The sequence below is a fragment of the Streptomyces gobiensis genome (genome assembly GCF_021216675.1).
Classification (GTDB): domain Bacteria; phylum Actinomycetota; class Actinomycetes; order Streptomycetales; family Streptomycetaceae; genus Streptomyces; species Streptomyces gobiensis.
In genome coordinates this window covers 1,718,081-1,738,002 of the sequence record NZ_CP086120.1, presented here as the reverse complement: position 1 = coordinate 1,738,002, position 19,922 = coordinate 1,718,081, and the positions used below count along the sequence as shown (strand labels likewise).

Here is a 19,922-nt window from a genome sequence, read left to right as displayed (position 1 = left end):
TCCCGGGTGTACTGGCCCAAGCACCGACACGAACGTCCAAAGAGGGGGATCTCTTTTGCGTGCCCACAGATACGCGATTCGCACCACTTTGAGCACGACAGCCGCCGCCATCTTGATGATCCTGGCGATGACACCAGCCCAGGCGGCGGCACCCACGCCATCGGTCCCTGACGCCCTTATCTTCAGCCAGGCCGACGCGAAGACTCGTGCCATTGCCGCAGCCGAGCCGGAAGCGCTGCGGGCGACCGCGAACCTGTGCGGGTCCGGTTACCAGCTCAGCACCGCTGACCGTCTTCCCGAGCCAAACCGCCGTCTGGGCACACTGTTTCTTTACAGCAAAAGCACCGCTAGCACGATCTACGTCTGCGCGCTTTTCGACAACAACACTGGCTCAAGCAAGTACATGAAACTCAAGCTGTGCCCGAACCGGGCAGGCGCGACGTGCCCGACCGATGAGGGAAACTTCAGCCGGTACGCCGGACCCGTGCGGATCTCCGGAGACTACAGATACGTCGGCTGCTCCACTGTGACCGCAATCATGAAGAACTCCAAGTCCTCCAGCGCTGCGCTCATTGACCGAGTGACCGGCGCCTACACCTGCAACCGGTAGAAGGTCCCCTTGTGATGGTCATATCCGCCAGCGCCCCACGTACGAAGACAGCGTGGGGCGCCACTCTTTTGCTCTGCGTACTCCTCACGGTCTCCTGCACTAGCTCCGAGCAGGGCGACGATGCACGGCAAGACAGCTCAAGTCCGCCTGCTGCCACAATCGCTCCGGCAGAAGAGCCTAATCCATCACCTACGCCTACGTGTACGGCTCCGGACGGTCTGCGGAATACCTCCGACCCCGAGATATCGAAGCCCATCGCCTGCCGGGGTGACGTCACCGTGCTTGAACCCAGACCGAACACGGCAGCAGACGGGCTATGGGTGTCGGTGTGGTTCACCAACAACGGAAGCGACACCGCCAACTATGAAACCGAGATCTACATCTCCGGCGAAAACGGGTTTCAGTCCATGCTCCGCGTCAAAAGTGGAACGCTTGAGCCCGGAGCGCAGAACAACCAGGCCCTGACCGCTACCGACTCTTCCGGCTTCCACTACCCCAAGGAACCGAAGGTCGAGATCCAGCGCGTAGACCGCAAACCATCCTGACAAAAGGAAACGCATCGATCATGGCTGATGAGAAGGTCCGCCAAGCCCAGCGCTTCATCAACACCGTATACGGACATGTATCCGGCATACCGAAGGTGAAAGAGGATGGACGAACCGGGTGGACCACGATGTTTGCCCTTACCCGGTGCCTCCAGTACGAGCTGGGCATTACCGCGCTCTCCAACAATTTCGGCCCTGGCACCCTGGGCAGGCTCCAAGACAAATACCCTAAGCTCAACCGCTCCACCATGCCCTCGGCGAATTTCTGCCGCATCATCCAGTCCGCTCTGTACTGCAAAGGCTATGACGGCGGTGAGATCGACGGCATCTATAACGACCGAGTTGCCGAAGCCATAAGCAAGTTAAAGAACGACATGGGGGTCGATCATGTCTACCAGGGAGATGATCTCACGCCCAAAGTGTTCAAGGCCCTGTTGAACATGGACCCCTATGTTCTCGTCCACTACGGAACCGCTACTGGTGACGGGAGGATACGGGAGGTCCAGCAGTGGCTGAACGGGAAATACGTCGACCGGCGCGACTTCTTCATCATCCCCTGCGACGGACACCACTCCCGCGATGTCGCCAAATCCATGCTCCTGGCCATCCAGTACGAGCTGGGAATGGCCGATGGTGTCGCTAACGGCGTGTTCGGGCCCGGCACGCAAGCAGGGTTGAAGAACCATCCCGTCTATCCGCAGTCACACGGCACTTGGGTCCTGCTGTTCACCGCAGCTCTGCTTCTCAACAAGCGGTCAAACGTCGAGTTCAGCGGCGTATACACCCCCGTCCTGGTCGACGCTGTGAAGAACTTCCAGCGCTTCGTCAAGCTGTCTGTGAACGGAAATGGCGACTACCAGACTTGGGCATCCCTGCTGATCTCCCACGGCGACCAGACCCGCAAGGGCGAGGCGTGCGACTGTGTCACGAAGATCACCCCGGCACGCGCCGACGCACTGAAGGCCGCTGGATACAAGTATGTGGGCCGCTACCTCACCAACCCCAGCACTACATCGCTGCCAGAGAAGGCGATCCAGCCCGGCGAGCTGGAGGTCATCAAGTCCAAGGGGCTCAGGGTCTTTCCGATCTACCAGACCTTCGGAAGAGGCGCTGATGACTTCAGCGACACTAAGGGCACGTTCGACGCGATCGCGGCGGTTGACGCAGCCAACAGCTACGGTTTCAAACGGGGAACCCGAATCTTCTTCGCCGTCGACTTCGATGCACTCGACCACGAGGTAACCAGCAACATCATCCCCCACTTCCGGGCCATCAAGCGGAACATGGAATATTTCGGCAACCGCTACCAGATCGGTATCTATGGCCCGCGCAACGTATGCTCTCGTGTGGCGAAGGAGGGTTTGACCACCGCGAGCTTCGTCTCCGACATGTCCTCCGGGTTCTCCGGGAACCTCGGCTACCCCATGCCGGATGACTGGGCCTATGACCAGATTGCCACCATCACCGTTGGCTCCGGAGCGGGACGCATCGAGATCGACAACAACATTACTTCCGGTCGCGACATCGGCCAGAATTCGTTCGATCCGCCCTCCAAGAACGACAAATTCGACGTTGCCTTCGACCTCGACTATCTACCGCAGTTACGCTCTGACATCATCGCGCATCTCAACGACTATGGCGCGCCGACCAATCCGGGCAGCAGGTACTTCTCGCCCAGCGAGTGCCTTGAGCACATCATGTATAACGACATCCTGTTCACGGAGTTGGCTAAGACGTACAGGATGCGGAAAGCCCTGATACAGACATCTATCTTGTGGGAGATGATGCACATCAATGTCACGGACACCCTCAATGATGTGGGCGTCTACCTGTATCACGGCACAACTTTTGGGGACATCCCTAAAAACATACTCGACCTTCTTCCGGACGGCGCCACGCCGGACAGAATAAAGAAACTTTATGACAGCAGCACGGGCGTTAGCAAGATGTACGCGGAGACGGCAATAAAAGCGAGGAACCATTGCATACTTCACGACATCATCAACGGTAGCGTGCTCGACCCCAAAAATAAGGACCACATCTGGCGGATCTGGGAAAAATTGAACGGAGGCGGGAAAGATCACAGATATAACATGAGTCAAGTTCCGCTGGTCCACATACATAGCTCAGTTAATGACCACCCGAAAATTACCAATGGCGCCGGGAGGAAACTGGACCAGGACGGTCAGATTCCGCGCCCGTCCCTCGACTATCCCGACCAGTACAGCTACATCATCCTGCGCAGGTACCAGGGGGCAGGGGAAGTAGCGGAATGGGGCGCGAAGGGAAGGATGGGGCTGTACCGGATCTTCGAGAAATACTATGCTCCGATGCGAAACGGCTAAGGAAGGGATGTAATGTGGCTCCTTCTTGTTGTGATATGCCTGGCGATTACAGCGATCGGACTTGTCACGCATGTGATCATCGTCTTCAATAACAGGCGTTACGATCACGGAATCGTCAAACTCACGATGAAGGATCTCGCCGTACTCTTTCTTTCGTTCTCGGTGGCTCTCTATGCGTACAGCTTGCTTTTTCTCAGCTTTAGTAACCCGCCAAGGGGCGACAGGGAGTGGATCTATCACGTCGAACTCGCCTGCTTCGAGTCAACATCAGATACGCCCGGGAACGTGACGCCAGAAGGTGCTGGAAAATTCAGGGATTACACCCAAGGCTATATGCCTCCACAGGCTGTATGCCATTACGAAAATTACAGCGTAAACCTGATTCCGTCCGGACTGTACGCGCTCATACTGTCCCTTCTGGCAGGAGCGCTGGTGACGGGATCTATATCTGCCATAAGAACTATCCGAGGGAAAGGAAGATAGTGGCGATCTCCGTTTCTCGCCGTAGAGTCCTGGCGCAAGCCATCGGTGTGGCTGGTGCCGGGGCACTGGCAGGTGTTGGAGTCGGAACTGTGTTTTCGCCGTCTGCCGCAGCGGCAGACGGGAAGGATCTCAAGCCGGACCCGGACAGGCTGCGAAAGGCCCAAGAGTACATAGAGGAAAGGAAGAAGAGCGGGAACGGGTGGGCGATAGAAGATGCTGCCGACGACGGCGGCGCCGTTCGCACTCGCGCCGTCCCCGGAACGGGCCTTGAGGCAGCCCTCCAGTTCGGAGATCCCGCCGCGATCCTGATCCACGTCATCAGCCGGTTCCACTACGAGGTCGACGGGCTGGAGGCGGGAGATGTAGTCGGCTGGCGCAAACCGTCGCAGGTGAACGTCAAGTTGGCGGAGAGCAACCAGGCATCCGGGACGGCGGTCGCGATCCGGCCCGGATCGTATCCGCCCGGCACGAGCGGTGGGTTTTTCCCCCTCGAACTCGTCGTGATCCGTGACATCCTCGCCGAGTGCGACGGTGTCGTGAGATGGGGCGGGGATGACAAGAGGGCGCCGAATGAGGCGTTGTTCTTCATCGATGTGCCCCCGGATGATGACCGGCTGACGCGGTTGGCGGACAAGATCCGGGGATGGGGCGCGGATGCAGGGAGCGGGGCTGGTGTCCCAGTGGATGTGCTCGCTCCTCAGCGCAGGGATGCGGCCAAGCGCATGGAGCGACTCCAGCAGGCGGCGTAATTATGTGAGCCCCATGGCGGCCCGTTTTCCTCGTCCCGGGGGAGGCGGGGCCGTCGACCTGCAGTAACGGGCAGAGCGACGACTCCGAGGCGGGCTCCTTAGCCCAATGAAACGCATGCCGATCTACCAGGTTTTCGAAAAGTACAATGCATTTTCCGGGACTCGTGAGTGGAATGATCGCGTCATCTTCATCTCAGGGCTATAGCGCTCTCGAACTTCTGCTGGTCATCCCGGTCGGGCTGATCATCGCAGCGAGCTTTGCCGTCTACGGCTTCGTCACTCTGGCCCAGCACGGCGCCAGGCGTGAGGGCATAGTGTTCACTGCCAGAAGCCTTGCCGCACTTGTCGCCTCTGCCGCAGTTGCCATGTATGTGTGGGGAGCTTTTCACCTCGTGATGGACGAAACGATGGTGAGGGAGGCATGCCAGGAAGCTGTTGGGGAGGCTATTGGAATGGAGTACGCGGCGCACATCGACCGCTATGAGTCTTCCTATATTCCGTTGGGTCTGGGCTGTCACGTTAAAAATGGTGATACATATATCGTCGGCGTACCCGACTATGTCAACCCAGCTACTGCTGTGTTCGGTCTCACGGCCGTCGCGCTAGGTGCCTTCTCGTTTTTTGAATCAGAACGTCGGCTCACAAAAAAATTCAAGAAAGAGACAGGAAGCTGTTGATGTGAAGAAAGCCGCACGCCGTGCACGGGAGCGCCAGAAGCGTGTGCTGACGGGCAAGCCAAGCCCGAACGGCTGGGAGATGGAAGCGGCTGCTTCCGCATGGCTTCCCGCCGTTCCACTCAGGCTGAACTCGCGGTGTCCGCGGCCTGGTGAGTTTGTGAAGAAGCTGGAGCGGATGCGGCTGCGGCTGGAGGCGGCCGGGCGGTCCGCGCGGCCACGGGGCGCCCGGTGAACCGGCTCCCCATCCGCCCCCAGGCAGCCGTCGCTGGTCCGTAGGGAAGTCAGGAGCTCTCCTCAGTAGGGGCCGGGGCTGTCGGTCTCGCGTGGGGTCTCGCGCTGAGTCCGGCCTTTGACTCGGTCGCCTTCGGGGTTCAGTACGTACCACTCGGCGCCGAACCCGCCGAGCCCTTGCCCCTTGGTGTCACCGGGTTCCTCATCTCCCTGGTAGCGGTACAGCGGGTGGTCGTTGTAGGTGACTCCGATGGTGCCGTCTTCCCGTGTGGTGGTGCCGAGCAGATCTTCGTCGACGCCCCTGCCGGCCTCGGGCTCATCGGCCGTGAGCAACGGGGGCCACGCCCTGGCGCAGGCGTTGTAGCAGCTCGACACCCCCCGTTCGTCGGCTTCGAAGAGGTATAGCGTGCGCCCCTCCCCGTCGACGAGGATTTCACCGAGGTCGCTGGAGCGCACCGTCACGGTGGCCTCGGCTGTGGGGGAGGGCGTACCCGGGGTTGGCGGGATGTCCGCTCCGTCGTCCCCGCATCCGGTGAAGACGGCGGTGATCAGTGAGGCGGTGACCGCCGCGGTGGCCACCCTGGTGGTGCGAAGCATGGCAGGACTCCTCCGTATGAGACCGCCCCGGCCGGGCAGGGCGCGCCTTCCTTCACTAGGGGGCAGCCCGGGGGGCGCGGCAAGTCCGGTGACCTGTTCGGGGTAGGGGCACGGTTATGGGCAGAGCTTCTGGGGGCCTCTGGCAGGGCCCCAAAAACCGCTTATCATTCAGCTGTGTTCGATACCCGGCACATCAAGACGTTCCATGAGGTGGTCCGAGCCGGTTCGTACTCGGCGGCCGCCCGCTCGCTCGGCTATACACAACCGGCGATCACCCAGCAGATGAAGGCCCTCGAACGGGAAGTCGGCACCCCGCTGTTCATCCGGACCGGGCGCCGGATGCGGCTGACCGAGGCGGGGGAGGCGTTCGCGCGGCATGCGGAGACCATCCTGGAGACGGTCGCCGCCGCGCGGCAGCAGATGACCGCCCTCACCCGGTTGCGTTCCGGACGGGTGCGGGTGTGCGCGTTTCCGAGTGCCAACGCCACCCTCATACCCGAAGCCATGGCCCGGCTGCGTGACGGCCATCCCGGAGTGCGGGTGGATCTGCTGGAGGACGAGCCGCCGGAGTCGCTGCACCGGCTGGTGGGCGGGGAGTGCGATATCACGCTCGCCTTCACCTATCCCGGCCTGCGCGACGAGGTCCCCGATGAGCTGGTGGAGATCCCGCTCCTGGCGGACCAGCTGACGGTGCTGCTGCCCACCGGGCATCCGCTGGCCCGGCGGCGGGCGGTCAAACTGCTGGATCTGGCGGACGAGCGCTGGATCGCCGGGTGTTTGCGCTGCCGCGCCAACTTTCTGCATGAGTGCGCGGAACTCGGCTTCGCGCCGGACATCGCCTTTACGACGGACGACAACCTGGTCGTGCAGAGCCTGGTCGCCGCCGGGGTGGGCGTTGGGATCATGCCCGCGCTCGTGCTGTCCTTCCTCTGTCATCAGCGGGTCACCGGCCGGGTGCTGGAGCCCGCCTCCCGGCGGCAGATATCGGCGTACGTGCTGCGTGAGCATCTACGGATCCCCGCCACCGCTCTTGTCCTCGATGAGCTCAGGACCGTGGCCGCGGCACGCGTCGGCTGCTGAGCCGTCGCGCCCCAACCCATAAGGGGAGCTTGGGAAGCGGCCAACAAACTCTCGTTGGACGTGATGGATGATCGGCAGGACGCTGCCGTCATGACCCCCACAACGTCCGCTCCGAGTACGACAACTCCCAGTACGACACCGCTTCTGGGCGCGCTGGTTGACGAGGTCCGGGAGACCGTCAGCCAGGGCCTGCCCCCCGAGCTCACCGCCTTTCTGACCGGCGAGCGGCTGGCGCCGTATCTCGCCGCCGATGATCTGCTCACCGATGCCCAGCGCGAGGGTGATCCCGAGCGCTACCGCCAGCATCTGCTGCACGCCGAGGCGGACGGCAGCTTCTCCATCGTGGCCCTCGTCTGGCTGCCCGGTCAGTACACCGCCATCCATGACCATGTCTCCTGGTGCGTCACCGGCGTCTACGAGGGCGAGGAGAGCGAGCGCCGCTACCGCCTCGTCCCGGCCGCTGAACCCGGCGGCACCGCGCGGCTGGTGGCCACCGGGGATGTGGTCAACCCGGCGGGGTCGGTCTGCGGCTTCGCACCACCGGGGGATATCCACCGGGTGCGCAACGCCTGTACCGGCACGGCGATATCCATCCATATCTACGGTGCCGACATAGCCCGGCTGGGTACCAGTGTCCGGCGGGTGTACGCACTCGCGACCGACGCTGCCGCCGCCGCGTGATGGCGCTGCTGAAGGAACGCCCCCGGGCGCCTCGTACGGCGAAGGCCGGGACACCCGGCAGGGTCCCGGGACTGCTGCTCGCCTTCTGCGGGGTGGCCGTCGCCCTGGGCCTGCATCTGCTGCTGCCCTTCGTACCGATGCTCACCGCGGCCGTGGTGCTGGGCATCGTGGCGGGCCAGCTGCCCGGAACCCGCCAACTCATCCGGGGCGTCGCCCGGCCCGGTCTCTCCCTGGCCGCGAAGCGGCTGATGCGCCTGGGCATTGTGCTGCTCGGGCTGAAGCTCAGCCTGGACGATGTGCGGGGGCTCGGCTGGGCGACGGTCGCGATGGTCCTCGCCGTGGTGATGGCCACCCTTCTGGGCACCTGGTGGCTCGGCCGCCGGATGGGGCTGCGCGGCGACCAGCCACTGCTGATCGCCACCGGCTACGCCATCTGCGGCGCCTCCGCGATCGGTGCGGTCAGCGAGGTCCGGGACAGCGATGAACGGGATGTGGCCGCCTCCGTGGCGGTGGTGACGCTGTGCGGCACCCTCGCCATCGCCGTACTGCCGCTGCTGCAACAGCCGCTGGGCCTGACGGATGGGGCGTTCGGACGCTGGGCCGGCGCGAGCGTGCACGATGTGGGCCAGGTCGTGGCGACCGCGCAGACGGCCGGTCCGGTGGCGCTGGGCGAGGCGGTGCTCGTCAAGCTGATGCGGGTGGCGCTGCTCGCCCCGCTGGTGGCGGCGGTGGTCATCAGCGTACGTAACCGCAGGGGCCCCAGCGCCGCTGTTACCCGGCGGCCACCCCTGGTACCGCTGTTCGTACTGGGCTTCCTGGCCACGGTTGCACTGCGGACCACGGGCTGGCTCCCGGACCCGGTGCTCGCCATCGCCGGAATCGGCCAGGAACTGCTGCTGGCCGCCGCCCTCTTCGCTCTCGGCAGCGCGGTACACCTCCCCTCCCTGATCCGTACGGGCCCCCGCGTGGCCGTTCTGGGCCTGTGCGCGTGGCTGGTGGTGGCCGGGGCCAGCTATGCGGGAGTGCTGCTGACCTAGGACGGAGGATGGAGCGGACCTCCGACCTCCGACAGGAGCCAAAGCGTGCTGCGCCTCTTACGCTGACGCGCATGACCACAGCCGGCCCCGCCACGGAAACCGACCCGCCCCCAACGCCCGTGCCAGCGCGGCCGGGTGAGGGTGTTCTCAGCCGTCCCTACCGGCCACTCACCCTCGGCATCGTCACCGTCGTTATGCTGATCGCCTTCGAGGCGACCGCTGTCGGCACCGCCATGCCCGTGGCCGCGGACCGGCTCGACGGGGTGTCCCTGTACGCCTACGCCTTCTCCGCGTACTTCACCACCAGCCTGCTCGGCATGGTCGTCTCCGGTCAGTGGAGCGACCGCGGCGGCCCCCTCGCCCCGCTCGCCACCGGCATCGGATCCTTCGCCACCGGCCTGCTGCTCTCCGGCACGGCAACCGCGATGTGGGTCTTCATCCTTGGCCGGGCTGTCCAGGGCGTCGGCGGCGGCCTGGTCATCGTCGCCCTCTACGTCGTCGTCAGCCGCGCCTACCCCGAGCGGCTGCGGCCCCCGGTGATGGCCGCCTTCGCCGCCGCGTGGGTCGTCCCCTCCATCGTCGGCCCGCTGATCTCCGGCACCGTCACCGAACACCTCGGCTGGCGCTGGGTCTTCCTGGGCATCCCCGCCCTGGTCGTGGTACCGCTCGCGGTGATGCTCCCGGCGGTCCGCCGCGCCGCCTCCGGCCCGGCGGGGGAGGGCCCGCGCCCCTTCGACCGGCACCGGATACGGCTCGCTCTCGCGCTGGCGTCGGGCGCCGGGCTGCTCCAGTACGCGGGCCAGCACCTGCGCTGGCTCTCCCTCGCCACGGCGGCACTCGGGGCTGCCCTGCTGGTACCGGCCGCCCTCGGCCTGCTGCCCCGCGGCACCTTCCGCGCGGCGCGCGGCCTGCCCGCCGTGGTGCTGCTGCGGGGTATCGCCGCCGGTTCCTTCATCTACGCCGAGAGCTTTGTCCCCCTGATGCTGGTCACCCAGCGCGGGCTGTCGGTGACCCTCGCCGGACTCTCCCTCGCCGCGGGCGGCGCCACCTGGGCGGCGGGCTCCTTCACCCAGTCCCGCCCCCGCCTGGAACCACACCGCGAACGCCTGGTCCGGCTGGGCATGACCCTGGTGACCCTCGGTATCGCCACCACTCCGCTTGTCCTGCTCCACGCCGTCCCGGTCTGGCTGGTGACCGCGTCGCAGGCCACCGCCTGCTACGGCATGGGGCTGACCATCTCCTCCACCAGCGTGCTCCTGCTGAAGCTCTCCCGCCCCGAGGAGGCAGGCACCAACTCCGCCGCCCCGCAGATGTCCGACGGCCTGTCCAGCATCGTCGTCCTCGCCGCCACGGGCGCGGCGTTCGCCACCCTGGCCGGCGGCACGGTGAGCACCCATGCGGCAGCCACGACCGCCACCACCTCCCACCCGGCCGCGTTCCTGGCGGTGTTCCTCCCCGCCGCAGCCGTCGCCCTGGCGGGCGTGGCGGTGGCGGGAAGGCTGCGGCCTGCGCAGCGGTACTGATTGGGTAGGGACATGAACATGAGACTGCCTGAGGAGATGCAGGCCGCCCTCAAGCGGCGTGCTGAGGTCGAGGACCGGAGCATGCACACTGCGGCCCTCGGGGCGGTAGAGCGTGGTCTGGCAGTGGAAGCGGACCGGGAGGCCGTACGCAGGCTGGGCGCGAAGTACGCGGCGACGCATACGGATTTGTTGCGGAGGCTGGGGGAGTAGCGGGGTGGAGTACTTGACCGTCCAGGAAACCCTGGACCTTGCCGCCTTACCACTTTGCTGCGGTGGGCAGGAGGCCGCGGTGCGTGACCTCGACCTGCTCGGCGCGGCTCTGCGTCGTCCGCTCTGCCGCAGTCGCTGACGGTGACTCGTCCCTTCCTCGATGTCAACGGGGTGGACATGGCGGACATCGACCAGGATCAGGCGTACGGCCTGGTCATCGATATCGCGTCCAGCAAAGTCGAAGAGGTCCCCGTGATCGCCGATGTGCTGCGGGCACTGCACGCCCGTCTGTGACCCGCGCCGCACTTCCGGGTGGTCTGGCGACGTCGCCCGGATGTTCGACCCGGGGTGCCGGTAGGCTGACGCGGTTGCCGATCGCCGACCCTGCTCGACGGAGACCGTGACTACCACCACTTCTCACCATCTCTCCCCGGCCTTTCCCGGCCGTGCCCCCTGGGGCACGGCCAGTAAGCTGCGTGCGTGGCAGCAGGGCGCGCTGGACCGCTATGTCCAGGAGCAGCCCCGCGACTTCCTGGCCGTGGCCACGCCCGGCGCGGGTAAGACCACCTTCGCGCTCACCCTCGCGTCCTGGCTGCTGCACCACCATGTCGTGCAGCAGGTGACCGTTGTCGCGCCGACCGAGCATCTGAAGAAGCAGTGGGCGGAGGCCGCCGCGCGGGTGGGTATCAAGCTGGACCCGGAGTACAGCGCGGGTCCGGTCGGCAGGGAGTACCACGGGGTCGCTGTGACCTACGCGGGTGTGGGCGTGCGGCCCATGCTGCACCGCAACCGCTGTGAGCAGCGCAAGACGCTCGTGATTCTCGACGAGATCCACCATGCCGGGGACAGCAAGTCATGGGGTGAGGCCTGCTTTGAGGCCTTCGACCCGGCGACCCGCCGCCTGGCTCTCACCGGCACGCCCTTCAGGTCCGATACGAACCCGATCCCCTTTGTGACGTATGCGGAGGGCAATGACGGGATCCGGCGGTCCGTCGCGGACTACACGTATGGCTATGGCAACGCGCTGGCCGACGGCGTCGTGCGGCCGGTCATCTTCCTCTCCTACAGCGGCAGCATGCGCTGGCGCACCAAGGCCGGTGATGAGATCGCCGCCCGGCTCGGTGAGCCGATGACCAAGGACGCCGTATCGCAGGCCTGGCGTACGGCGCTCGATCCCAAGGGCGACTGGATGCCGAGCGTGCTGCGGGCGGCCGATCAGCGGCTGACCGAGGTGCGTAAGGCGATTCCCGACGCGGGCGGGCTGGTGATCGCCAGTGATCAGGACTCGGCACGGTCCTACGCCAAGCTGCTCCGGGCGATCACCGGGCGGGCCGCTACGGTCGTGCTGTCCGATGACGGCGGGGCCTCGCAGCGGATCGAGGACTTCAGCCAGTCCGAGGACCGGTGGATGGTCGCGGTCCGGATGGTGTCGGAAGGTGTGGACGTGCCGCGCCTCGCGGTCGGGGTGTACGCGACCACGATCTCGACCCCGCTGTTCTTCGCGCAGGCCGTGGGGCGTTTTGTACGGTCCCGGCGGCGGGGCGAGACCGCGTCGGTGTTTCTGCCGACCATCCCGATGCTGCTCGGCTTCGCCCATGAGATGGAGGTCGAGCGCGACCACGTCCTGGACAAGCCGAAGAAGAACGGCGAAGAGGATCCGTACGCCGAAGAGGCGGATCTGCTCAAGGAGGCAGAGCGGGAGCGGGACGAAGACACCGACACCGGGGAGCAGGACCAACTCCCCTTTGAGGCACTGGAGTCGGACGCCGTCTTCGACCGGGTGATGTACGACGGCGCCGAATTCGGGATGCAGGCGCACCCGGGCAGCGAGGAAGAGCAGGACTACCTGGGCATCCCCGGGCTGCTGGAGCCGGACCAGGTGCAGCTGCTGCTTCAGAAGCGGCAGGCGAAACAGATCGCGCACAGCCGTAAGCGGCCCGACGCGGAGGCCGATCTGCCGGAGATCCCAGCCGACCGGCGCCCGGTGGTTACCCATAAGGAGCTGCTGGAGCTGCGCAAGCAGCTCAACTCACTGGTGGGTGCGTATGTCCACCAGAGCGGCAAACCGCATGGCGTCATCCACACCGAGCTGCGCCGGGCATGTGGCGGTCCGCCCAGTGCGGAGGCGACGGCGGGGCAGCTGAAGCAGCGCATCGCGAAGGTACAGGAGTGGGCGACTCGCATGCGGTGACGCTCGCGCTGTGCGGCTGTGCGCAGCCGGGCTACGGGGTCAAGCCCGCTGGGCAACGCGCGTCCTGCATAAGCCACGACGACTTCGCCCACCCCGTAGCCGGGCTACGGGATAAACCTGGATAAAGCGGGTCGGCTTCGGCTGGATGCTGCCCGGATTCTGGACGGAGTCTTCCGGAGAGCGGTATCGGTCGCTAGGTTTCCGGACACGCACACGCCCCGTGGCAGCGTCGCCTCGGAGCGCAGCCGGTGCGGCCTGCCAGCGACCGGTGGCCTCCAAGCATGCTGCCCACGGGACCGGTAGCGAGTTAGGGACAGTGTTTCCGGAGGCTTCCGCCACTCACCAGAGGAGGGGCGTCGTGACCGCGGAGACTTCTCAGACGCTCGACCGGGGACTACGTGTCCTCAAACTGCTTGCCGATACGGACCACGGACTGACCGTCACCGAGCTGTCCAACAAGCTCGGGGTCAACCGGACCGTCATCTACCGATTGCTCGCCACGCTGGAGCAGCATGCCCTGGTCCGCCGGGACCTGGGCGGCCGGGCCAGGGTCGGCCTCGGGGTGCTGCGGCTGGGACGGCAGGTGCATCCGCTCGTCCGGGAAGCCGCGCTGCCCGCGTTGCGCTCGCTCGCCGAGGACGTTGGAGCTACGGCGCACCTCACCCTGGCCGACGGTGGCGAGGCGCTCGCCGTCGCCGTGGTGGAGCCCAGCTGGACCGACTACCACGTGGCCTACCGCACCGGTTTCCGCCATCCGCTGGACCGGGGTGCCGCAGGCCGGGCGATCCTTGCCGGGCGCCGCCCCGACGATGAGCTGGAGACCGGCTATGTGCTGACCCATGGCGAGCTGGAGGCGGGCGCCAGCGGCGCGGCCGCGCCACTGCTCGGGGTGGGCGGCATCGAGGGCAGCGTCGGTGTCGTCATGCTGGCCGACTCGGTGCCGGACCAGGTCGGCTCCCGGGTGGTCAACGCGGCTCAGGAGGTCGCCGACGCGCTGCGGTGAGCGGGTGTTCTAGATTGCAGGGGTGATCTCACGTCTCTCCTCCCGCCGTGGCCGGATTCTCGCGGTCTGCGCCGCACCCGTGGTCGCGCTGCTCGCGACCACCGTCCTCGCTCCGCTGCCGTACTCGGTCGCCCAGCCCGGGATCACCGTCGATGTGCTGGGCGCCAGCGATGGCGAGCCGGTGATCACGGTTACGGAGGCGGACGGTGACGGCCGGGAGAGCGAGGGGCGGCTGCTGATGACCACCATCGCGGCGACCTCGCCGGACGCGACGGTGCGGGTGGCCGATGTGGTCGACGGGTGGTTCGAGACCGACCGTGCGGTGATGCCGCGGGACGCGGTGTATCCGGTCGGCGGTGATGTCGAGGAGATCCGTGAGCACAATGCCGCGCAGATGAGGAAGTCCCAGAACGCGGCGGTGCGGGCGGCGTTGAAGCAGCTGCGGCTGACACCGGACGACGTTGATGTCAGGCTGCGGCTCGCGGATGTGGGCGGGCCGAGCGCCGGGCTGCTGTTCGCTCTCGGCATTGTCGACAAGGTCGCCGGGGACGGGCCGGGCGGCGGGCTCACCGGTGGCCGCACCATCGCGGGTACGGGCACGATCAACGCCGACGGTGAGGTCGGTGCGGTGGGGGGTGTGCCGCTGAAGACGCAGGCGGCCAAGCGGGACGGGGCGACGGTTTTCCTGGTGCCGAGGGCGGAGTGCGCGGCGGCGCGGGCGGAGCTGCCGGAGGGGTTGCGGTTGGTTCCGGTGAGTACGTTGTCCGGCGCGGTGGAGGCGCTGAAGTCGCTACAGAACGGCGGCAGAGTACCCACCTGCTGACGGGCTTCCGACCCCAGACCCCACCCCGTGTTGTGGGCACTCGCAGCCCCGCGAGGGGCTGTGGGTGGGCACAACACCGGCCACCGTCCCGCACCAGGCCTACCCCGGGGCCCGGGGCGGAGCCCCGGTTTCCGGGAAGGGGCGGGATACGGGGACACCCACCCACGGCACCCCCGCCACCGGGCGCAAGCCCCGCCGCGCGGCGGAGCCGCACATCGGCACAGCCGGGAAGGGGCGGGGCTGGGGGGAACTATGCCGTGGCCGTGCCGGAGGCCTGGCGGACCAGCGGGACGATCCGTAGCGGCACCGGGTTCTCCATGACGATCGCGGTGGAGGCCCGCACAATGCCGTCGAAGCCCACAACATGGTCGATCACCCGCTGGAGATCGGCGTTCGAGCGGGCGACCAGGCGGCACAGCATGTCGCCATGGCCCGTGGTGGTGTGCAGTTCCAGCACCTCCGGGACGGTCGCCAGATGTGCCCGGACATCCGCCCCCTGCCCCTGTTTGATCTCCAGCGTGGCAAAGGCCGTCACCGGGTAACCGAGTGCGGCCGGGTCGACATCGGGGCCGAAGCCGCGGATGACGCCGGTGGTCTGAAGCCGGTCCAGTCGCGCCTGGACGGTGCCGCGCGCGACACCGAGACGGCGGGAGGCCTCCAGTACGCCGATGCGGGGGTCCTGGGCCAGCAGCTCCAGCAGTCGGCCGTCCAGCTCATCGATGCCCATGGGCTTCCTCTCGGTAGTCATCCTGTACAGATCGTCCGGCGATATCGCGCTCTGACTATGCAGAATGCCCAATGAATACGCCAACTATTGCGCATCCTGTGGATCGGGAGGAACCTGCGGCCATGACTGAGACCATTGAGACCCCCCACTCCCCGCGGCAGGCCGACCCCTTCCCGGTGAAGGGGATGGATGCGGTCGTCTTCGCCGTGGGCAACGCCAAGCAGGCCGCGCACTTCTACTCCACCGCCTTCGGTATGAAGCTGGTCGCCTACTCCGGACCGGAGACCGGCAGCCGGGAGATCGCCAGCTATGTCCTGGAGTCGGGCGCCGCCCGGTTCGTCATGACCTCGGTCATCAAGCCGATGACCGAGCATGGCCGGTTCCTGGCCCAGCATGTGGCCGAGCACGGCGACGGCGTCATCGACCTCGCCATCGAGGTGCCGGACGCGCACGCCGCCTACGCCTACGCGGTCGGGCATGGCGCCACCGGCGTGGCGGAGCCGTACGAGCTCAAGGACGAGCACGGCACGGTGGTGCTCGCCGCGATCGCCACCTACGGCCAGACCCGGCATACGCTGGTGGACCGTTCCGGCTATGACGGGCCGTATCTGCCCGGCTTCGTATCCGCCAAGCCGCTCGTCGCCGGGCCCGGGAAGCGCACCTTCCAGGCGATCGACCACTGCGTCGGCAATGTCGAGCTCGGCAGGATGAACGAGTGGGTCGCCTTCTACAACAAGGTCATGGGCTTCACGAACATGAAGGAGTTCGTGGGTGACGACATCGCCACGGAGTACTCCGCGCTGATGTCGAAGGTCGTCGCGGACGGCACGAAGAAGGTGAAGTTCCCCATCAACGAGCCCGCGATCGGGAAGAAGAAGTCCCAGATCGACGAGTATCTGGAGTTCTACGGCGGCCCGGGAGTCCAGCACATCGCGCTGGCCACGAACGACATCGTGGCCACGGTGCGGACGATGCGGGCGGCGGGCGTCCAGTTCCTCGACGTTCCCGACTCGTACTACGACACACTCGGCGAGTGGGTCGGCGACACCCGGGTGCCGGTTGACGAACTGCGTGAGCTGAAGATCCTGGCCGACCGGGACGAGGACGGCTATCTGCTGCAGATCTTCACCAAGCCGGTGCAGGACCGGCCGACCGTCTTCTTCGAGATGATCGAGCGGCATGGCTCGATGGGCTTCGGCAAGGGCAACTTCAAGGCGCTGTTCGAGGCGATCGAGCGGGAGCAGGAGAGGCGGGGCAACCTCTGAGATCTCTGGCGCATCTTCCCCAGCGCCACCCCCCACGCGGCCCCCGGGGACCCGTCCACGGGGGCCGCCCCCCGATTCCCGGTGCCGCCGGGCGGGCGGGCGAGCCGGGCGGCTATGGCCGCAGCCCGGAAAGCCGGTACCGCGTCCGCAGTACGTCCCGCTGGGACGGCGGCTGGGCCCCGCGGGCCCAGTAGGAGGCCGTCCAGTCGGCGGTCAGCAGGGTCACCGAGACATCGTTCGCCGCCAGCGCACGCGTATCCGCGCTGCCGACCGGCTCAGGCGCGTCGGGGTTGAACCCCAACCGGATCTTGTAGCAGGTGGCGCAGCTCCCCGGGTCCGGCACAAACCGCCGGGTGATGCTCTGGGCGCGCCCCACCTTCGTAAAGGCGACCTTGCCCGCTGGCTTCGCCGGGTAGTTGATGTTCAGCGAGGTGTACGGCGGCAACAGCGGGCCGCCGTCCGATGTGGCTGCCAGCCGTTCCACCGTCCGTACCGTGAAGTCCGCGGCCTGCGGCACCGACGGGAAGAGATCGTCCGGGTTGGTCAGATCGAACCCGGCGCTCACCGCCACCGACGGCACGCCCGCTTCCAGCGCGGCGACCGTGGCGCCGACCGTCCCGGAGTGGTTGGCGGTCGGGCCGGCATTGGGCCCGGGGTTCACACCGGAGACCACCACATCCGGCTCAGCCTCCGCGAACACGTTCTGCACGCCGAAGGCGACCGCGTCCCCCGGCGAGCCCTCCACCGACCAGATACCCGGCTCGGCCTCGGTGGCCCGCACCGTGGCGCCCATGGTGAAGTTCATCCCGGTGCCGCTGCCCGACCGGTCCCCGGCCGGGGCGACGATCACCACCTCGTGCCCGGCCTTCTCCAAGGCACCCCGCAGCACCCGTAGATACGGATGCTCAAACCCGTCATCATTGCTCAGCAGCACCCGCAGCGTCCCCGCTGCTGAAGGTTCCGCCGCCGTGGGCTTCGTCGGGTTCGTGGGCTTCGTGGACTGCGTGGGCTCCGACGCCGCGCTTGATCCGGTCACCAGGACCGAGCCTGCCGCGGCCGCCGCGACCAGAGCTATTGCCTTGCGTAGGACTCCGTTGATGCCGTTGACGCCATTGAGGCCTTTGCTTCCATTGCTTCCATCGATTCCGCGCATGGCGCTGGACCGTAGAACTGACGGACCGTCATCACAAGGCGCGTTCGGCGTTTGCTCAGCGTTATGTTGTATCCGGTATGGGTGGATGCAAGGGTGGCATCATGGCCGGACTGATCGAACAGCTGCGTACGGGACTGCCGGCGGAGGCGATCCTCACCGACCCCGACATCATGGGTGCCTACGCGCATGACATGGCCAGCTTCTGCGAGGCCGGGCCGCCCGCCGTCGTGGTGCTGCCGCGCACCGTCCAGCAGGTGCAGCACATCATGCGCACCGCCACCGCCACCCGTACGCCGGTCGTCCCGCAGGGCGCCCGTACGGGCCTGTCCGGGGGCGCCAACGCCTCCGACGGCTGCATCGTCCTGTCCCTGCTCAAGATGGACCGGATCCTGGAGATCAGCCCGGTCGACCGGACCGCCGTGGTGGAGCCGGGAGTTGTCAACGCCGCGTTGTCCCGGGCGGTCGGTGAGTACGGTCTCTACTATCCGCCGGACCCCTCCAGCTGGGAGGAGTGCACCATCGGCGGCAATATCGGCACGGCCTCCGGCGGGCTGTGCTGCGTGAAGTACGGGGTCACCGCCGAGTACGTCCTCGGCCTCGATGTCGTCCTCGCCGATGGGCGGCTGATGTCCACCGGCCGCCGCACCGCCAAGGGCGTCGCGGGGTACGACCTGACCCGGCTCTTCGTCGGCTCCGAGGGCAGCCTCGGCATCGTCGTCCGCGCCATCCTCGCCCTCAAGCCCGAACCGCCCCGCCAGCTCGCCCTGGCCGCCGAGTTCCCCTCCGCCGATGCCGCCTGCGCCGCGGTCTGCCGGATCATGGAGCGCGGGCACACCCCCTCGCTGCTGGAGCTCATGGACCGTACGACCCTGCGAGCGGTCAATGACCTCACCCATATGGAGCTGCCCGAGACCACCGAAGCTCTGCTGCTCGCCGCCTTCGACGTCCCCGACCCGGCCGCTGACCTGGCCGCCGTCGGCGAGCTCTGCGAGGCCGCCGGGGCGACCCAGATCGTCCCGGCCGAGGACACCGCCGAGTCCGAGCTGCTGCTGAAGGCGCGGCGCTCCGCCCTGGTCGCCCTTGAGGCGGTGAAGGGCACCACCATGATCGATGACGTCTGTGTGCCGCGCTCCCGGCTTGCCGCCATGCTGGAGGGCGTCGCCGCCATCGGGGAGAAACACGGCCTCACCATCGGGGTCTGCGCCCACGCGGGAGATGGCAACACCCACCCGACCGTCTGCTTCGACGCGACCGACCCGGAAGAGGCGGCCCGCGCCCGTACCTCCTTCGACGAGATTATGCGGCTCGGCCTGGAGCTGGGCGGCACCATCACCGGCGAACACGGCGTTGGCGTGCTGAAGAAGGAGTGGCTGGCCCGGGAGCTCGGTCCTGTCGGCCTCGAGATGCAGCAGGGCATCAAGCGGGTCTTTGACCCCCTCGGCCTGCTCAACCCGGGCAAGCTGTTTTGAACCCCGTGCTGGGTCACCACTCAGATCCCCGGCTCCCCGGAGTCGTCGCTCGGGGCCGTGGCGAGCAGTGCGCTCAACGCCTCATCGATCCCGAGCCGCGTACGCTCACTGCCCGGCGCCACCACCCGCAGTGTGCGCTGCAACCAGGCCGACACCGGTGCCGCCGGGGCTTCCAGCAAGGCCTCGCCATGGGGCGAACTGAGCGCTATGCGGAGCGCGGTGTGACCGTCCACCCTGGTCGGCCAGATCCGGACATCGCCGTGCCCGCAGGGCCGGAAGACGCCCTCGATCAGCAGTTCACGGGCGAATGCCCAGCGCACCGGCTCGGCCGAGTCGATATGGAAGGCGGCATGGACGGCGTACGGGTCCTCCGTACGGTAGGTGAGGCGGGCCGGGACGGGGATGCTGTGATCCGGCGGAACCACCAGCCGCAGCTCCAGCTCTCGTTCGACGACGGTATGCATGCGATTGCCCCTCTCGTGGGTACGTGTGTCCTGCACCGGAGAGAGCACGCGGATCGCAC

The 19,922-nt window shown here is 66.8% G+C and carries 21 protein-coding genes; 17 read left to right on the top strand and 4 right to left on the bottom strand.

The genetic code is table 11. From position 1 onward, the window contains the following. Positions 1-88: 88 nt before the first annotated feature. The 6 genes from test1122_RS08040 (at position 89) to test1122_RS08015 (ending at position 5,409) form a co-directional block, all read left to right on the top strand. On the top strand, positions 89-610 hold the full coding sequence (locus tag test1122_RS08040; protein ID WP_232268478.1) for a hypothetical protein: 522 nt from the start codon (positions 89-91) through the stop codon (positions 608-610). Positions 611-888: 278 nt separating this feature from the next. Further along, entirely contained in the window at positions 889-1,155 is a 267-nt protein-coding gene (locus tag test1122_RS08035) for a hypothetical protein (RefSeq protein ID WP_232268477.1), read from the top strand. 20 nt (positions 1,156-1,175) lie between these two features. Then, complete coding sequence (locus tag test1122_RS08030; RefSeq protein WP_232268476.1) at positions 1,176-3,500, top strand: glycoside hydrolase domain-containing protein; 2,325 nt, start codon at positions 1,176-1,178, stop codon at positions 3,498-3,500. A 12-nt stretch (positions 3,501-3,512) separates the two neighbouring features. After that, entirely contained in the window at positions 3,513-3,983 is a 471-nt protein-coding gene (locus tag test1122_RS08025; protein WP_232268475.1) for a hypothetical protein, read from the top strand. After that, positions 3,983-4,732, top strand: a complete 750-nt coding sequence (locus tag test1122_RS08020; protein ID WP_232268474.1) for a hypothetical protein — start codon at positions 3,983-3,985, stop codon at positions 4,730-4,732. Before test1122_RS08025 ends, test1122_RS08020 begins: the two co-directional genes overlap by 1 nt. Before the next feature lie 173 nt (positions 4,733-4,905). Beyond that, a complete protein-coding gene (locus test1122_RS08015; protein ID WP_232271814.1) occupies positions 4,906-5,409 on the top strand; it encodes a hypothetical protein in 504 nt (167 codons plus the stop codon). A gap of 294 nt (positions 5,410-5,703) precedes the next feature. Here the strand turns inward: test1122_RS08015 and test1122_RS08010 are convergent, their stop codons facing one another. Further along, positions 5,704-6,237, bottom strand: coding sequence for a COG4315 family predicted lipoprotein (locus test1122_RS08010; protein WP_232268473.1), 534 nt, complete (start codon positions 6,235-6,237; stop codon positions 5,704-5,706). Between the two features lie 174 nt (positions 6,238-6,411). Between test1122_RS08010 and test1122_RS08005 the strand changes: the two genes are divergently transcribed. The 9 genes from test1122_RS08005 to test1122_RS07965 all read left to right on the top strand — a co-directional run bounded on the left by test1122_RS08005 (position 6,412) and on the right by test1122_RS07965 (position 14,785). Further along, a complete protein-coding gene (locus test1122_RS08005; RefSeq protein ID WP_232268472.1) occupies positions 6,412-7,317 on the top strand; it encodes a LysR family transcriptional regulator in 906 nt (301 codons plus the stop codon). A gap of 90 nt (positions 7,318-7,407) precedes the next feature. Then, entirely contained in the window at positions 7,408-7,998 is a 591-nt protein-coding gene (locus test1122_RS08000; protein ID WP_232268471.1) for a cysteine dioxygenase family protein, read from the top strand. Continuing rightward, positions 7,998-9,035 (top strand): YeiH family protein, encoded by a 1,038-nt coding sequence (locus test1122_RS07995; RefSeq protein ID WP_232271813.1) that lies wholly within the window; start codon positions 7,998-8,000, stop codon positions 9,033-9,035. Before test1122_RS08000 ends, test1122_RS07995 begins: the two co-directional genes overlap by 1 nt. Positions 9,036-9,106: 71 nt before the next feature. Beyond that, positions 9,107-10,558, top strand: coding sequence for an MFS transporter (locus tag test1122_RS07990; protein ID WP_232268470.1), 1,452 nt, complete (start codon positions 9,107-9,109; stop codon positions 10,556-10,558). Between the two features lie 18 nt (positions 10,559-10,576). After that, positions 10,577-10,768 (top strand): Arc family DNA-binding protein, encoded by a 192-nt coding sequence (locus test1122_RS07985; RefSeq protein WP_232268469.1) that lies wholly within the window; start codon positions 10,577-10,579, stop codon positions 10,766-10,768. Between the two features lie 141 nt (positions 10,769-10,909). After that, positions 10,910-11,062 carry a hypothetical protein gene (locus tag test1122_RS07980; protein ID WP_232268468.1) on the top strand — a complete coding sequence of 51 codons (153 nt, stop codon included), beginning with the start codon at positions 10,910-10,912 and terminating at the stop codon, positions 11,060-11,062. 106 nt (positions 11,063-11,168) lie between these two features. Further along, positions 11,169-12,959: a DEAD/DEAH box helicase gene (locus test1122_RS07975; protein ID WP_232268467.1), complete on the top strand. Its 1,791-nt coding sequence runs from the start codon at positions 11,169-11,171 to the stop codon at positions 12,957-12,959. Between the two features lie 358 nt (positions 12,960-13,317). Next, positions 13,318-13,962 (top strand): IclR family transcriptional regulator, encoded by a 645-nt coding sequence (locus test1122_RS07970; protein WP_232268466.1) that lies wholly within the window; start codon positions 13,318-13,320, stop codon positions 13,960-13,962. Positions 13,963-13,984: 22 nt separating this feature from the next. After that, positions 13,985-14,785: a S16 family serine protease gene (locus test1122_RS07965; RefSeq protein ID WP_232268465.1), complete on the top strand. Its 801-nt coding sequence runs from the start codon at positions 13,985-13,987 to the stop codon at positions 14,783-14,785. A 250-nt stretch (positions 14,786-15,035) separates the two neighbouring features. Here test1122_RS07965 and test1122_RS07960 read toward each other — a convergent pair whose 3' ends face one another. Next, positions 15,036-15,512 carry an Lrp/AsnC family transcriptional regulator gene (locus test1122_RS07960; RefSeq protein WP_232271812.1) on the bottom strand — a complete coding sequence of 159 codons (477 nt, stop codon included), beginning with the start codon at positions 15,510-15,512 and terminating at the stop codon, positions 15,036-15,038. A gap of 122 nt (positions 15,513-15,634) precedes the next feature. Here test1122_RS07960 and hppD point away from each other — a divergent pair, with 122 nt between their 5' ends. After that, on the top strand, positions 15,635-16,777 hold the full coding sequence (gene hppD, locus test1122_RS07955) for a 4-hydroxyphenylpyruvate dioxygenase (protein WP_232268464.1): 1,143 nt from the start codon (positions 15,635-15,637) through the stop codon (positions 16,775-16,777). 112 nt (positions 16,778-16,889) lie between these two features. On the opposite strand, the gene surE is transcribed toward hppD, so the two are convergent. Beyond that, complete coding sequence (gene surE, locus test1122_RS07950; RefSeq protein ID WP_232268463.1) at positions 16,890-17,930, bottom strand: 5'/3'-nucleotidase SurE; 1,041 nt, start codon at positions 17,928-17,930, stop codon at positions 16,890-16,892. Between the two features lie 101 nt (positions 17,931-18,031). On the opposite strand from surE, the gene test1122_RS07945 reads away from it, so the two are divergent. Further along, positions 18,032-19,399, top strand: coding sequence for an FAD-binding oxidoreductase (locus test1122_RS07945; RefSeq protein WP_232268462.1), 1,368 nt, complete (start codon positions 18,032-18,034; stop codon positions 19,397-19,399). 20 nt (positions 19,400-19,419) lie between these two features. Here the strand turns inward: test1122_RS07945 and test1122_RS07940 are convergent, their stop codons facing one another. After that, complete coding sequence (locus tag test1122_RS07940) at positions 19,420-19,863, bottom strand: SsgA family sporulation/cell division regulator (RefSeq protein ID WP_232268461.1); 444 nt, start codon at positions 19,861-19,863, stop codon at positions 19,420-19,422. Positions 19,864-19,922 lie beyond the last annotated feature (59 nt).

Coding starts and splice junctions, on each gene's coding strand:
- test1122_RS07940 (WP_232268461.1), bottom strand. CDS start 19,863: ATGCATACCGTCGTCGAACGAGAGCTGGAGCTGCGGCTGGTGGTTCCG.
- test1122_RS07990 (WP_232268470.1), top strand. CDS start 9,107: ATGACCACAGCCGGCCCCGCCACGGAAACCGACCCGCCCCCAACGCCC.
- test1122_RS08030 (WP_232268476.1), top strand. CDS start 1,176: ATGGCTGATGAGAAGGTCCGCCAAGCCCAGCGCTTCATCAACACCGTA.
- test1122_RS08025 (WP_232268475.1), top strand. CDS start 3,513: ATGTGGCTCCTTCTTGTTGTGATATGCCTGGCGATTACAGCGATCGGA.
- test1122_RS08015 (WP_232271814.1), top strand. CDS start 4,906: ATGATCGCGTCATCTTCATCTCAGGGCTATAGCGCTCTCGAACTTCTG.
- test1122_RS07985 (WP_232268469.1), top strand. CDS start 10,577: ATGAGACTGCCTGAGGAGATGCAGGCCGCCCTCAAGCGGCGTGCTGAG.
- test1122_RS08010 (WP_232268473.1), bottom strand. CDS start 6,237: ATGCTTCGCACCACCAGGGTGGCCACCGCGGCGGTCACCGCCTCACTG.
- test1122_RS07945 (WP_232268462.1), top strand. CDS start 18,032: ATGGCCGGACTGATCGAACAGCTGCGTACGGGACTGCCGGCGGAGGCG.
- test1122_RS07995 (WP_232271813.1), top strand. CDS start 7,998: ATGGCGCTGCTGAAGGAACGCCCCCGGGCGCCTCGTACGGCGAAGGCC.
- hppD (WP_232268464.1), top strand. CDS start 15,635: ATGACTGAGACCATTGAGACCCCCCACTCCCCGCGGCAGGCCGACCCC.
- surE (WP_232268463.1), bottom strand. CDS start 17,930: ATGCGCGGAATCGATGGAAGCAATGGAAGCAAAGGCCTCAATGGCGTC.
- test1122_RS08000 (WP_232268471.1), top strand. CDS start 7,408: ATGACCCCCACAACGTCCGCTCCGAGTACGACAACTCCCAGTACGACA.
- test1122_RS07960 (WP_232271812.1), bottom strand. CDS start 15,512: ATGGGCATCGATGAGCTGGACGGCCGACTGCTGGAGCTGCTGGCCCAG.